General features: G+C 55.7%; 9 protein-coding genes. All 9 read left to right on the plus strand.

Annotated features, from left to right (window positions below):
* Window positions 1–129: 129 nt before the first annotated feature.
* The 9 genes from CU081_RS15255 to CU081_RS15295 all read left to right on the plus strand — a co-directional run bounded on the left by CU081_RS15255 (window position 130) and on the right by CU081_RS15295 (window position 13,799).
* A complete protein-coding gene (locus CU081_RS15255) occupies window positions 130–1,746 on the plus strand; it encodes a peptide ABC transporter substrate-binding protein (RefSeq protein WP_022651337.1) in 1,617 nt (538 codons plus the stop codon).
* Between the two features lie 614 nt (window positions 1,747–2,360).
* A complete protein-coding gene (tssB, locus tag CU081_RS15260; RefSeq protein WP_003856899.1) occupies window positions 2,361–2,852 on the plus strand; it encodes a type VI secretion system contractile sheath small subunit in 492 nt (163 codons plus the stop codon).
* Window positions 2,853–2,892: 40 nt separating this feature from the next.
* Complete coding sequence (gene tssC / locus CU081_RS15265; RefSeq protein ID WP_022651335.1) at window positions 2,893–4,428, plus strand: type VI secretion system contractile sheath large subunit; 1,536 nt, start codon at window positions 2,893–2,895, stop codon at window positions 4,426–4,428.
* A gap of 13 nt (window positions 4,429–4,441) precedes the next feature.
* Window positions 4,442–5,785 carry a type VI secretion system baseplate subunit TssK gene (tssK, locus tag CU081_RS15270; protein WP_022651334.1) on the plus strand — a complete coding sequence of 448 codons (1,344 nt, stop codon included), beginning with the start codon at window positions 4,442–4,444 and terminating at the stop codon, window positions 5,783–5,785.
* Entirely contained in the window at window positions 5,782–6,456 is a 675-nt protein-coding gene (gene tssL, locus CU081_RS15275) for a type VI secretion system protein TssL, short form (RefSeq protein WP_022651333.1), read from the plus strand. The genes tssK and tssL overlap by 4 nt, the downstream gene beginning before the upstream one ends.
* Window positions 6,456–8,126, plus strand: a complete 1,671-nt coding sequence (locus tag CU081_RS15280) for an OmpA family protein (protein ID WP_022651332.1) — start codon at window positions 6,456–6,458, stop codon at window positions 8,124–8,126. The genes tssL and CU081_RS15280 overlap by 1 nt, the downstream gene beginning before the upstream one ends.
* Window positions 8,127–8,131: 5 nt before the next feature.
* On the plus strand, window positions 8,132–8,623 hold the full coding sequence (gene hcp, locus CU081_RS15285) for a type VI secretion system effector Hcp (protein ID WP_022651331.1): 492 nt from the start codon (window positions 8,132–8,134) through the stop codon (window positions 8,621–8,623).
* A 173-nt stretch (window positions 8,624–8,796) separates the two neighbouring features.
* Window positions 8,797–11,445, plus strand: coding sequence for a type VI secretion system ATPase TssH (tssH, locus tag CU081_RS15290; RefSeq protein ID WP_022651330.1), 2,649 nt, complete (start codon window positions 8,797–8,799; stop codon window positions 11,443–11,445).
* Window positions 11,442–13,799, plus strand: coding sequence for a type VI secretion system Vgr family protein (locus CU081_RS15295; protein WP_022651329.1), 2,358 nt, complete (start codon window positions 11,442–11,444; stop codon window positions 13,797–13,799). Before tssH ends, CU081_RS15295 begins: the two co-directional genes overlap by 4 nt.
* Window positions 13,800–13,810 lie beyond the last annotated feature (11 nt).

Raw genomic sequence — 13,810 nt, forward strand, 5'->3', positions numbered from 1 at the left:
AATCAAATAGTTTCCGTGTGTGTGGAAAATTGCCTGACATCAACTTTCCAGAGGAAGCATTTGCATTTCTCCGTTTCGAAACAAATAATTACGCATCTGCCTGTTACCTGACATCATTAAGGGGATCGTATGAAGCATCCTGTTTCGCTTCTTTGTACTGCGCTGTGGCTGTGCGGGCTTTCTTCACTTTCATATGCCGCGGAGGTTCCCGAAGGAACGGTTCTGGCGCAAAAGCAGGAGCTGGTTCGACATATCAAAGATGAGCCCGCTTCGCTCGATCCGGCAAAAGCGGTGGGATTGCCCGAGATACAGGTGATTCGCGACCTCTATGAAGGGCTGGTAAATCAGAACGAAAAAGGGGAGTTAGTTCCCGGCGTGGCGACGCGCTGGCAGAGCAATGACAACCGCGTCTGGACGTTCACGCTGCGGGATAACGCTAAGTGGTCTGACGGTACCCCAGTGACGGCACAAGATTTTGTCTATAGCTGGCGTCGTCTGGTTGATCCTAAAACAACGTCACCTTTCGCCTGGTTTGCGGCGCTGGCGGGCATTAACAATGCCCAGTCCATCATCGACGGCAAAGCTGCTCCGGATACGCTCGGCGTGACGGCGGTCGATGCTAAAACGCTGCGCGTGCAGCTGGACAAACCGCTACCCTGGTTCAGTAATCTGACGGCTAACTTCGCGTTTTATCCTGTTCAAAAGGCCAATGTGGAGAGCGGTAAGGAATGGACGCGCCCTGGCGCGCTCATTGGCAACGGTGCTTATGTGCTGAAAGATCGCGTGGTGAATGAAAAACTGGTGGTTGAGCCGAATTCATATTACTGGGATAACGCCAGGACGGTGCTTAAAAAAGTCACCTTTGTGCCGATCAACCAGGAGTCCTCGGCGACCAAACGCTATCTGGCGGGCGATATCGATATCACAGAATCGTTTCCGAAAAACATGTACCAGAAGCTGCTTAAAGATATTCCGGGACAGGTTTATACACCGCCACAGCTTGGGACCTATTACTACGCGTTTAACACGCAAAAAGGCCCAACCGCGGATGCCCGCGTACGTCTCGCGCTCAGCATGACTATAGACAGACGTATTATGGCGGAAAAAGTCCTGGGGACCGGTGAGAAACCGGCCTGGCATTTTACTCCCGATGTCACTGCGGGCTTTACGCCGGAAACCTCGCCATTTGAGCAGATGTCGCAGCAAGAGCTGAATGCGCAGGCGAAAACATTGTTGCAGGCGGCAGGCTATGGCCCTCAGCGTCCGCTAAAATTAACACTGCTGTATAACACGTCTGAAAACCACCAGAAAATCGCGATTGCCGTCGCATCCATGTGGAAGAAAAATCTGGGTGTTGACGTTAAGTTGCAGAATCAGGAGTGGAAAACCTACATCGACAGCCGCAATACCGGGAATTTTGACGTCATCCGTGCATCGTGGGTAGGGGACTACAACGAGCCGTCGACATTCCTGTCGCTGCTGACCTCCTCCCATAGCGGGAATATCTCACGATTCAACGATCCTGCTTACGATAAGATTATTCATCAGGCGACGCTCGAAACCACTGAAAAAGCGCGTAATGCCGACTACAACATGGCCGAGAAGATCCTTACCGAGAAAGCACCGATTGCCCCTATTTATCAGTACACCAATGGACGTCTCATCAAGCCATGGGTTAAAGGTTATCCGATAAATAACCCAGAGGATGTTGCGTACAGCCGTACAATGTATATTGAAAAGCATTAAAAAGAGGTCAGGGCGCTACGTGATTATGGTAAACATCCATTAACTGCATAAGCGCCCGCTCTCAGGGGGCATGATTTTACAGCCTGGTTATTACCGAATATCCCCTTCATATCAGCCCATCACTCATTGTCATGATGAATATCTTCAGAGAGATTCTTTCTCCCGTTTATCGAAAAACGCGTAGTCATTTATTCGCCATTCCTGTAGCAGTATAGTCATTACTGTTTTTAAGATTAAATTTGTCCGATACAGGATTTTTTCATATTCAGGCTATTTATTGAATTAAAACCTTATTTCACTGCGCTGTTACGAGTTGTGTTAATAAATGCATTGATGTAAATCAATTATTCAACCTCATGGAATAATAAGTTCAATATTTCCAAACTAAGCAGTCATTCCTGCCAAATTAATGTGAATAAATAGTTAATTTTTACTGTATGTCATGTATCTATGGCATTTATGAGTACAATAATTTAGTGTAATATTCTTAAGAAAAGTCCAATGGTAGATCTTTGATCTGAGAAGTTGATTTTAAATGGGCTTTTGCTCTAATATGGTTTTGTAAAGAAACGTCACTCACTTAACATTTATTTCTTTTAAAGAAAGGGACTGCTATGGCCGATTCATTCCAGAATGAGGTGCCCAAGGCACGCATAAACTTAAAGCTGGCTCTGCATACAGGTGGCGCGCAGAAGAAAATCGAACTGCCGCTTAAACTCCTCACCGTCGGTGATTTCAGTAATGGAAAAGAGAATCGCCCATTATCGGAAAGGGAGAAAATTAACGTCAATAAAAATAACTTCAACAGCGTACTTTCGGAATTTAACCCGGAAGTGAATCTGACGGTTCCTAACACAATGGCCGGGGATGGCTCGGAAGAAAGCATAAAACTGAATTTCTCCGATATTAAGGATTTCGAACCTGAACAGGTTGCCCGCCAGATCCCCCAGCTCCGCGCCATGCTGGCCATGCGTAATTTATTACGCGACCTCAAATCCAATCTTCTTGATAACGCCACTTTCAGAAAAGAACTCGAGAAAATTCTCAAAGACCCGGCGCTGTCTCAGGAATTACGCGACGAAATGAGTGCACTGGCCCCGAAATAAGCGGCATGTGTAATTTAATGGATTAACCGGGAATATGCTGATGTCTGTGAATACTGAAACCGCCTCCGCGCAGGGGCAGACCACCGTACTGGAAAAAGAGGGCGTTTACGCCTCCCTGTTTGAAAAAATCAACCTGACCCCGGCCTCCAGCCTGGGTGATATCAATGCGTTTCTGGATGACGCCGCGCTTTCTGACGCTCCGGCGGGTGAACGCCTGACGGCGGCGATGCAGGTGTTTATGGACTGCATCCGCAAATCCGGTCAGCCGGTGGAGAAGCTCGACAAAACGCTGATTGACCACCATATCGCTGAGCTGGATTTCCAGATCAGCCGTCAGCTGGATGCCGTAATGCATCACCAGGAGTTCCAGAAGGTGGAGTCCCTGTGGCGCGGCCTGAAGCAGCTGGTGGACAGCACCGACTACCGCCAGAATGTGAAAACCGAAATTCTGGATGTGTCGAAAGAAGATCTGCGTCAGGACTTTGAAGACGCCCCGGAACTTATTCAGAGCGGCCTCTACTGGCACACCTATACCGCCGAATACGACACCCCGGGCGGCGAGCCGATTGGTTCCGTGATTTCATCCTATGAATTTGACGCCAGCCCGCAGGATGTGGCGCTGCTGCGCAACATCTCTAAAGTATCAGCTGCCGCACATATGCCGTTTATTGGCTCTGTCGGTCCGAAATTTTTCCTGAAAGACTCGATGGAAGAGGTCGCTGCAATTAAGGATATCGGCAACTACTTCGACCGCGCCGAGTACATCAAGTGGAAATCTTTCCGCGACACCGACGACGCCCGCTATATCGGCCTCGTGATGCCGCGCGTGCTGGGGCGTCTGCCGTATGGCCCGGACACCGTACCTGTACGCAGCTTTAACTACGTTGAGCTGGTGAAAGGCCCGGATCACGAGAAATACCTGTGGACCAGCGCGTCGTTCTCCTTCGCGTCAAACATGGTGAAGAGCTTCATCAATAACGGCTGGTGCGTGCAAATCCGTGGCCCGCAGGCGGGCGGGGCGGTGAAAGATCTGCCTATTCATCTGTACGATCTCGGCACCGGCAACCAGGTGAAAATTCCGTCTGAGGTGATGATCCCGGAGACCCGCGAGTTTGAGTTTGCCAGCCTCGGCTTTATTCCGCTCTCGTATTACAAAAACCGCGACTATGCCTGCTTCTTCTCGGCGAACTCCGCGCAGAAACCGGCGCTTTACGACACCGCAGATGCCACGGCCAACAGCCGCATCAACGCCCGTCTGCCGTACATCTTCCTGCTGTCGCGTATTGCGCACTACCTGAAGCTCATCCAGCGCGAGAACATCGGCACCACCAAGGACCGCCGTCTGCTGGAGCTGGAGCTGAATACCTGGGTGCGTAGTCTGGTGACGGAAATGACCGATCCGGGCGATGAGTTGCAGGCTTCTCATCCGCTGCGTGACGCGAAGGTGGTGGTGGAAGATATCGAAGACAACCCGGGTTTCTTCCGCGTGAAGCTGTTTGCGGTGCCGCACTTCCAGGTGGAAGGCATGGATGTGAACCTGTCTCTGGTGAGCCAGATGCCGAAAGCGAAAGCGTAAGGCGGTAGCAGGGATGAAAATTTATCGTCCGCTGTGGAACGAGGGGGCACTACTGTCCCCTCAACAATTCCAGCAACAGTCCGACTGGGTAACTTTTCGCAGCACAGGCGTTGCGGCACTTGCCTCGCCGTTTGCATGGGGCGTTGAGCGAGTTGAAATTGATGAAAGACTGCTGGAAACAGGTCTGATACAGATTTCACAGCTGCGGCTCTGGCTGCCCGATGGCACGCTGGTGGATACGGTAGTCAGCGACCTGCCGCCGGAACCGCGTGAACTGGATTTATCACCTCATTCAGACGCGGTTACGGTGGTGATTGCCCTGCCGTTGATGCAGTCCGGGTTAAATAACGTGCTCCAGGAAGCGGCAGTGGCTGATCGGCCGCTCCGCTATCGTGAGGAGTGGGTCAATGTTCAGGATGCGTTTGGCAGCGAAGAGGAGTCCGTCGCTGTTGCCCGCTTTAATCTGGCGATCCGTTTTGAGCATGAGGATAACGCGTCGTGGCAGTGCTGTCCGGTTGCACGGCTGATCCGGGACGGACAGGGGAGCTGGCGTCATGATCCGGCATTCATTCCGCCTATGGCCCTGTTTTCTGCCAGCCCGGCGATGCGGGAAAGGCTGGTGTTACTGAACCGCCAGCTTCGCTCCCGCCGCCAACGGTTGATGGCTATGCGTCGGGAAAGTAATGAGCGCCTGGCGGATTTTGCTGTGGCGGATGTTTCTCTTTTTTGGCTTCTCAATGCGCTTAACTCTCATGCCAGGGTACTGGTCGAGTTTGAACGTTTTCCGGCTCGCCAGCCGGAACAGGTGTGGGCAGAGCTTGCGCGGCTTGCGGGCAGTATGCTGACGTTTTCTCTGGACAGCGATCTGGACGCAATCCCTGGCTATGACCACGCCCGGCCTGAAATGACGTTTCCACCGCTGTTTGAACTGATCGCCGGTTTACTGGAAGCCAGCCTGCCGTCCCGTGTGATAGCGCTGGAGATGTCCCGACCTGACGCCCAGACCTGGAAAGCCTCGCTGCACGACATTCGGCTGCGTGAAGAAGCCGATCTCTGGCTCTCTGTCCGGTCTGACGTTCCGGCCTGGCAAGTGGCGGAGAAATTCCCGGCATTATGCAAGGCGGGTTCCCCGGATGATGTGAATGCGATTTCCACCGTTGCGCTGCAGGGGATCCCACTCATTGCCGTGAATCGCGTGCCTGCTGCGTTACCGGTGCGGATGGAGAACCAGTACTTCGCGCTGGACATGGAAAGTGCTGCGGCACGGGACATGCTGGAGCAGGGGATCTGTATGTTCTATGTGCCTGCCCTGCTGGGACAGCTTGAACTTGAACTGTTTGCGGTACTGCGATCATGAGAAAAGAAACCGATATCGATGCCCTGATGGCGGAGACCTGGCTCACCGTCGCCCTGCTTAAGCATGGGGCAACAACGCCTGACGGGAATGTGCTGTACGACACTTGCTGCAAACATGTGGAAAGCGTGCGCGAGGCGCTGGATCGTGCAGGATATGATGAAGCCAGCATCGATCATATCTCTTATGCACAGTGCGCGCTGCTTGACGAAGTGGTGATGAGCAGAAAACTGCATGACGGGGCAAATGCTGATGCGGGCCAGGTGGCCTGGCGAAAAGCGCCGCTACAGGCGCGCTATTTCGGGTCGCTGCACGCCGGTGAAGCCCTGTGGGATCGTATTGCGGAAGTATTGCGCCAGCCAGCGCCAAACATGGCCGTTCTGACCTGCTATCACCGGGTGCTCGCGCTGGGATTCCAGGGGTTGTACAGCATGGGGTCTGTCAGCCAGACCCAGCGTGAAGAGGCAATGAAAGCGCTTGCTGAGCGGGTTCCGCCACTTGATGCTGGCCTTTCCCTGGTGGTTCGCAGGACCGGAAAACACCGTTACAGCCTGCTGCGCTCTGTCTGGTTCTGGATCGCGGCGGCGGCGGTAATTACCGGTGCCGTATGGTGGGGCGGTCATCTCTGGCTCCAGGCTCTGCTGTCCGCGCAGTTACCGGAGTTGCCCCATTAATGCGTAAATCGGTCATGGTTTCACTGATATTCCACGTACTGGCGGGTGCCGCGACGCTTTTATGGCTTCTGTGGGGCTTCATTCCGGCAGGCACGCTGTTTAAAGGCGTGATGACGCTGTGCATTGTTGCGCTGGCCGTCTGGCAGATCCGGCAAAAAAGCCGTTTCAGCCAGGCTCAGGGCAATGGCGGGTCTGGTTTTGATCTGCCGGTACTTGCTGATGCGGGTCCGGTTGTTCTTGTCTGCGGAGACAGACTGGATGCCCTGTTCGGGGAGCATGCTCTGCGTAAAACAGCGCAGGGCTGGTGGCTGCGGGTGAATGACGTCAGCAGGCTCACTGATATCGTGCGCGATATTCAGGAGCGGCAGCCGCGCCAGGCCGGACAGATCGCCGTTATGTATGCCTCCCACCCCGACGGGCACCAGGATGAAGCGGTGCTGCGCGCGACCCTGAAAGCGTTGCGCCAGCAGATGAAACAGCTGAGCCTGATCGCCGGATTCACACCGCCGGTGATCCTGAGCGGTGAGTTTTCCGGCCCTGAAACCCCGTGGGTTATTGTCCATGGTGACAAACCGGTTGTTTACCCTGTTGATGAGACGCCACAGGCTACGGACGACTGGCAACAGGCAAATCGTCTGGCGCTGATGCCTGTACTGCGGGAAGGCTTTGCTTTTATGCGCACCCTTCTTATGGATGAACTGGCTAAAGAGGATCGGTTATTTCCGCCGGTCCACCCGTTTGCTGTGGCTCTGAAAAGCGGCGGCGCTTCAGCCAGCAATACGTCTTTATGGGCACTCTGGCTTTGTCGCTTGACACACCTGCTTCTGCCGCAGACAGACGAAATGACGGAGGCATCCGGTCGTTTTCCTGATGCGATACTACCGTTGCTCAAGCCTTACTGTGCACCTGTTCAGGGCGGGAAGCGCACCCGCCGTCTCATTGTGTGGGTCCTGGCCTGCGTTCTTGCTGCTCTTGGTTTTTCTGCCATGAATAACGCGGCGCTGATCCGCCAGGTGGGAATGAATCTGCAGCGCTGGTATGCCATCCCCATGAACCATTATGAGCCTAAGGCGCAGTCACTTGCCGCACTGAAACAGGACGCCCTTCTGCTGGAGCGCTGGCAGCGGCAGGGGGAACCGCTCAGGTATGCGCTGGGCTATTACCCTGGTCAGAGTCTGTGGCTGGCGTTACAGACGGCGATTGACACGTATGTGCCGCCACCGGCTCCCGCCATGGAACCGGTACCGAAAATCATCCGCCTCGACAGCATGTCGCTGTTCGATACCGGAAAGTGGGCGCTTAAACCCGCCTCAACGAAGCTGTTGGTGAACTCACTGGTGGGGATTAAGGCGAAGCCCGGCTGGCTGATTGTGGTGGCGGGCCATACCGACAGCACCGGGGATGACCCGTCCAACCAGGTGCTGTCCCTGAAGCGTGCGGAGTCGGTACGCGACTGGATGCGGGATACCGGCGACGTGCCGGAGAGCTGTTTTGCGGTGCAGGGCTATGGTGAAAGCCGTCCTGTCGCCACCAACGACACGGCTGAAGGGCGTGCGCTGAACCGCCGTGTCGAAATCAGTCTGGTACCGCAGGCGAATGCCTGCCAGGCGCCGGGCACGACCCATGCGTCATCGCAGGATGATGGCGCTGATAACAATGTAACGGAGTAATTAACATGGCAATTCCAGTCTATCTGTGGCTGAAGGACGACGGCGGCGCGGACATCAAAGGGTCCGTGGACGTGAAAGACCGTGAAGGCAGTATCGAAGTGGTGGCCCAGGAGCACAACCTGTACATCCCGACCGATAACAATACCGGCAAGCTGACCGGCACCCGTATCCACACGCCTTTCCTGTTCACCAAGGAAATCGACTCCTCCAGCCCGTACCTGTACAAGGCGGTGACGACCGGCCAGACCCTGAAATCGGCCGAGTTCAAATGGTACAGAATCAATGACGCAGGCCAGGAAGTGGAGTACTTCAACACGAAGCTTGAGAACGTGAAGCTGGTGAAAGTGAATCCGAAGATGCATGACATCAAGGATCCTGCTTTCGAGAAGCACAACCACCTCGAGCAGATTGAACTGCGCTACGAAAAAATCACCTGGACCTACAAGGACGGCAACATTATTCATTCCGATTCCTGGAACGAACGCGCCACTGCGTAAGAGCCCCGAGCAGACGGTCAGCCGTCTGCTTTTTTTGCTGAGCGCCTGCACTGACGGGTGCTCAGCAAAGAAAAACACAAACTGCCTGCCCGACCTGATGCGCTTTGGGTTCCTGAATAACAGGGAACAGCGACGGGCGGTAGCGTGCCCGGAACTGATAAAGAGAGAGTCTCATGGAAAATCCAGCCATCCTGTTACGCCGTCTTAACCCTTACTGTGCCCGCGCGATGGAAGGGGCCGCTTCCCTGTGCCAGACCCGCGCCCATGCGGAAATACTGCCTGAGCACTGGCTGCTGAAACTGCTGGAGCAGGGTGAGGGCGACCTGACGGTGCTGGCGCGGCGCTACGAATGGGATATGGATACGATATGGCAGGATATGCTGGGTTTTCTGGACAGCCTGCCACGGTCAGTGCGCAGCCGTCCGCAGCTTTCGGAGGGCGTGCAGTCACTGATGCAGGACGCCTGGCTGCACGCCTCGCTGTCGGGGGAAGAGCACATCCGCAGCATTCACCTCCTGATGGCTCTGGTGGAAAAACCGAAACTGCTGCGCTGCGACGGCCTGTGGCCGCTGCTGACGCTGGCGCAGAGCCAGCTTGAGAGCCTGCGTGGACTTCTGGATGCGCAGTCGGATGAGCGCCCGGAGGTGCAGCAGGAAGCGGAGCTTACGCAGGGGGATGAGGTGGAGTTTGTCGGCCATCCGGTGAATGCGGATATAAAAGGAGAGCTGAACCCGGCGTTGCAGAATGCGCTGGACAGGTTCACCCTCGACGTCACCGCCCGCGCCCGTGAGGGCAGAATCGACCCGGTCTGTGGCCGCGACAATGAAATCCGCCAGATGGTGGACATTCTTTCCCGGCGGCGCAAGAACAACCCGATTCTGGTCGGCGAACCGGGAGTCGGCAAGACCGCGCTCGTGGAAGGACTGGCGCTGCGCATTCATGAGGGCAATGTGCCGGACGCGCTGACGCCGGTCTCGGTGCGCACCCTTGACCTCGGCCTGTTACAGGCCGGGGCGGGTGTGAAGGGGGAATTCGAGCAGCGCCTGAAAAACATCATCGACGCGGTGCAGCAGTCACCCCTGCCGGTTCTGCTCTTCATTGACGAGGCGCACACCATTATCGGCGCGGGCAACCAGGCGGGCGGCGCCGATGCGGCCAACCTGCTGAAACCGGCGCTCGCCCGCGGTGAGCTCAGAACCATCGCCGCCACCACCTGGAGTGAGTACAAACAGTACTTTGAGCGCGACGCCGCGCTGGAGCGTCGTTTCCAGATGGTTAAAGTTGATGAACCGGACGACGACACCGCCTGCCTGATGCTGCGCGGACTCAAGTCACGCTACGCGGAGCACCATGGCGTGCATATTACCGATGAAGCGGTTAAAGCCGCCGTCACGTTGTCCAGACGCTATCTGACCGGACGCCAGCTTCCGGACAAGGCGGTGGATTTGCTGGATACCGCCTCTGCCCGTGTCCGTATGAGCCTCGACACTATTCCGGAGCCGCTGACACGCATGAAGGCGCAGCTCACGGCACTGGCTATGGAAAAGCAGGCGCTGCTGGAGGATATCGCGGTGGGCAATACCGCCCACGGCGAGCGTCTGGCTGCCATCGGAGAGGAAGAAGTCGCCATCATTTTGCAGCTCGACGAACGGGAAACCCGGTACGGCCAGGAGCTGGCGCTGACGCAGGAACTGCTTGCCTGCCGCACGGATATCTCCCGCCAGGGAGAGATTGCGGACCTTCAGATGCAGCTTACTGCCGTGCAGCAGAATACCCCGCTGCTGGGGCTGGATGTGGACGCGCGTACGGTTGCCACCGTTATCGCCGACTGGACCGGCGTACCGCTCTCCGCATTAATGAAGGACGAACAGACCGAACTGCTGAATCTGGAGCAAAACCTCGGCGTACGGGTGGTCGGCCAGGACAGTGCACTGAATGCCATTGCGCAGCGCCTGCGCGCCAGCAAAACCGGTCTGGCGCCGGAGAACGGCCCGCAGGGCGTGTTCCTGCTTGTGGGGCCGAGCGGCACCGGCAAGACCGAAACCGCCCTGGCGCTGGCCGATGAACTGTTCGGCGGCGAGAAGTCCCTTATCACCATCAACCTTTCGGAATACCAGGAGCCACACACCGTCTCGCAGCTTAAGGGCTCACCGCCGGGCTACGTGGGTTACGGCCAGGGCGGCATTCTGACCGAAGCCGTCCGTAAGCGCCCGTACAGCGTGGTGCTGCTGGATGAAGTGGAAAAGGCGCACCGGGACGTGATGAACCTGTTCTACCAGGTGTTTGACCGGGGCTTCATGCGCGACGGCGAGGGGCGGGAAATTGACTTCCGTAATACGGTGATTCTGATGACCTCCAACCTCGGCAGCGACCTCATCATGCAGATGCTGGATGAAAATCCGGACGCCACCGAAGGCGACCTGCACGAACTGCTGCGCCCTGTCCTGCGGGACCACTTCCAGCCCGCGTTGCTGGCGCGCTTCCAGACGGTGATTTACCGTCCGCTGGCAAAGGCAGCGATGCGCACCATTGTGGAGATGAAGCTGAATCAGGTGAGCAGACGCCTCAACCGTCACTACGGTATGACTACCCATATCAGCGAAAGCCTGTACGACGCACTGACCGATGCCTGCCTGCTGCCGGACACCGGGGCGCGCAATGTTGACAGCCTGCTGAACCAGCAGATTCTGCCGGTACTGAGCCAGCAGCTGCTGACCCACATGGCCGCGAAACAGAAACCACATACCCTGACGCTCGGCTGGGATGAGGAAGAAGGGATCGTGCTGGAGTTTGATGAACAAACGGAAGGAGAGGTGTCATGAACAGTTCCCTGATCAACAGGGCAACCGATGCGTTGCAACTGCTGTTGGGCCAGTCACGTTACCGGGTTGATGTGCATGGATGCGGCGATTTCCTGGATGTTCTGCGTTACAATGCGGTTGAGTCACTTAGCCAGCCATGGCGGTATGATGTGACAGTCACCTGTTCTTCTGCGGATATTGCCTGCGACACGTTACTGCTGAAACCGGCGTCATTTACCTTCCAGACCCCGATGTTTGACGGGGCACCGGCGCTGCCGGTCCGGACGGTTTATGGGGTGGTGGATTCATTTCGCCGGATTTCCACGTCAAATGACGAGACCCGTTACGCACTGAAGATCGTTCCCCGTATCGCGCTTTTGGGTTTTACAAAGGGCAGCCAGATTTTCCTCAACCAGTCGGTCACGGAAGTGGTTGAACAGGTACTGCGTAAACACGGCCTGGAAGGTCCTGACTTTGCGTTCCGGCTCTCAAGGGAGTACCCGGCCCGGGAGCTCATCACCCAGTGGCGGGAAACTGACCTTGAATTTATTCAGCGCCTGCTGGCGGAAGTTGGCATTTACTGGCGTTATGAAATGGACAGCCGACTTGAACAGGACGTGGTGATTTTTCAGGACAGTCAGCAGCAGTATGAATTTGGCATCACGCTGCCATTGCGCAACCAGGCCGGGATGAGTGACAGCGGGCAGGAGAGTATCTGGGATATTCAGACCGCATACAATGTGGTGAGCGGAAGTGTGGCCACCCGGGACTACAACTACCGTGAAGCGCTACAACCTCAGGACAGTGCCGAAAGCATTTTCAGCAAGGAAGGGATCACCACCGGGGAAACGTACCATTACGCGGAACCCTTCCTGTCAGCAGGTGATACTGAAAGTACAGAGACCGGGGCATACTTCGCCCGTCTGCGTCACGAACGCATTCTGAACGCGCAGTATCGCGTCAGCGGGCATTCCTCCAGCCCCCATCTGGCGCCGGGTCAGGTACTGGAAACGGACGGCACGTTACCCGATTCCGTCAAGGCAGGTATTGTCATCACCACCGTGCGCACCCGTGGTTCACGCAAAAGTAGCTTTACGCTGACGTTTGAGGGTATCCCCTACAGTGAAACTGTCTGTTATCGTCCGGCATTGCTCAATCGACCGTTGATATCCGGCTCGCTGCCTGCCCGGGTGGAAAGCACACAGAAAGGTGACACCTATTCCTGGCTCGATCCGGACGGGCGATACCGGGTAAAACTGGACTTTGACCGCAACAGTGCTGAGCAGGGCTATGCCTATCTGTGGCTGCGGCTGGCTAAGCCTTATGCCGGTGATACGTACGGATTCCACTCACCGCTTATCGACGGAACGGAAGTGGCCGTTGTTTTTGACGGCGGAGACCCGGATCGTCCCTACATCGCTTATGCCCTGCATGATTCAGAACACCCGGACCATGTCACCAGTGATAATCATACGCGGAACGTGTGGCGCACGCCGGCGAACAATAAGTTGCGGATGGAGGATAAGCGCCAGGAAGAGCATATCAAGCTCGCAACGGAATATGGCAAAACGCAGCTGAACATGGGACACCTGGTCAACAGTCAGCGTGAAAAGCGCGGTGCCGGTTTTGAACTTCGAACGGATGAGCATGGCGCTGTACGTGCGGCAAAAGGCCTGTTCCTGACGGCGGATGCCCAGGCCAAAGCCCAGGGGCCGGTGCTGGAAATGGCCCCTGCGATAAGTCAGATTAACCAGGCCAACAGCCAGATGCAGGCGCTGAACAGCGCCGCTGAAGCCGCCGGAGCCCTGGCCTCTGACATCAATACCCAGATTAGTCTCGTAACCGACAAAATCAAAGACCTCCAGTCTGCGGTCCTGCTGGGTAGCGCTCCACAGGGGGTGGCACTGACCTCAGGTGAACACCTTCAGCTCAGCAGCACCCGCAACACCATGATCAATACCGGTCAGCATCTTGATATCGGTGCGATGAAAAATCTTTCAGTAACGGTCGAAAAAGCCCTGGGTATGTTTGTGCATAAAGACGGGGCGAAGCTGGTTGCAAACCAGGGAGATATCGAGATTCAGGCTCAGCACAACACGATGGCACTGTTTTCTGAAAAGCAGCTGACGGTGACCAGTAGTGAAGACGAAATTATTATCAGCACCCCGGAAACGCTTACGCTGAACGGTGGCGGATCTTACCTGAGGCTGAATAAGAACGGCATTGAGCATGGTTCATCAGGTGAGTTCATTATGAAGACGTCGGACTATCTGGTACCAGGTTCAGGCGCAAATCTCCCCAACGAAACACCCAATTTCAGCCTGACGGATATCACTCAGGAAATCAAAATCAGCAGCAAGTCATTTAACGACTGACAGGGAGTGTG

It is taken from the genome of Enterobacter sp. CRENT-193, assembly GCF_002787395.1.
GTDB lineage: Bacteria > Pseudomonadota > Gammaproteobacteria > Enterobacterales > Enterobacteriaceae > Enterobacter > Enterobacter hormaechei_C.

Excerpts from the sequence above, each read along its gene's own strand:
- CU081_RS15255 (WP_022651337.1), top strand. The coding sequence starts at position 130 with ATGAAGCATCCTGTTTCGCTTCTTTGTACTGCGCTGTGGCTGTGCGGG.
- tssC (WP_022651335.1), top strand. The coding sequence starts at position 2,893 with ATGTCTGTGAATACTGAAACCGCCTCCGCGCAGGGGCAGACCACCGTA.
- CU081_RS15295 (WP_022651329.1), top strand. The coding sequence starts at position 11,442 with ATGAACAGTTCCCTGATCAACAGGGCAACCGATGCGTTGCAACTGCTG.
- tssL (WP_022651333.1), top strand. The coding sequence starts at position 5,782 with ATGAGAAAAGAAACCGATATCGATGCCCTGATGGCGGAGACCTGGCTC.
- CU081_RS15280 (WP_022651332.1), top strand. The coding sequence starts at position 6,456 with ATGCGTAAATCGGTCATGGTTTCACTGATATTCCACGTACTGGCGGGT.
- tssK (WP_022651334.1), top strand. The coding sequence starts at position 4,442 with ATGAAAATTTATCGTCCGCTGTGGAACGAGGGGGCACTACTGTCCCCT.
- tssB (WP_003856899.1), top strand. The coding sequence starts at position 2,361 with ATGGCCGATTCATTCCAGAATGAGGTGCCCAAGGCACGCATAAACTTA.
- tssH (WP_022651330.1), top strand. The coding sequence starts at position 8,797 with ATGGAAAATCCAGCCATCCTGTTACGCCGTCTTAACCCTTACTGTGCC.
- hcp (WP_022651331.1), top strand. The coding sequence starts at position 8,132 with ATGGCAATTCCAGTCTATCTGTGGCTGAAGGACGACGGCGGCGCGGAC.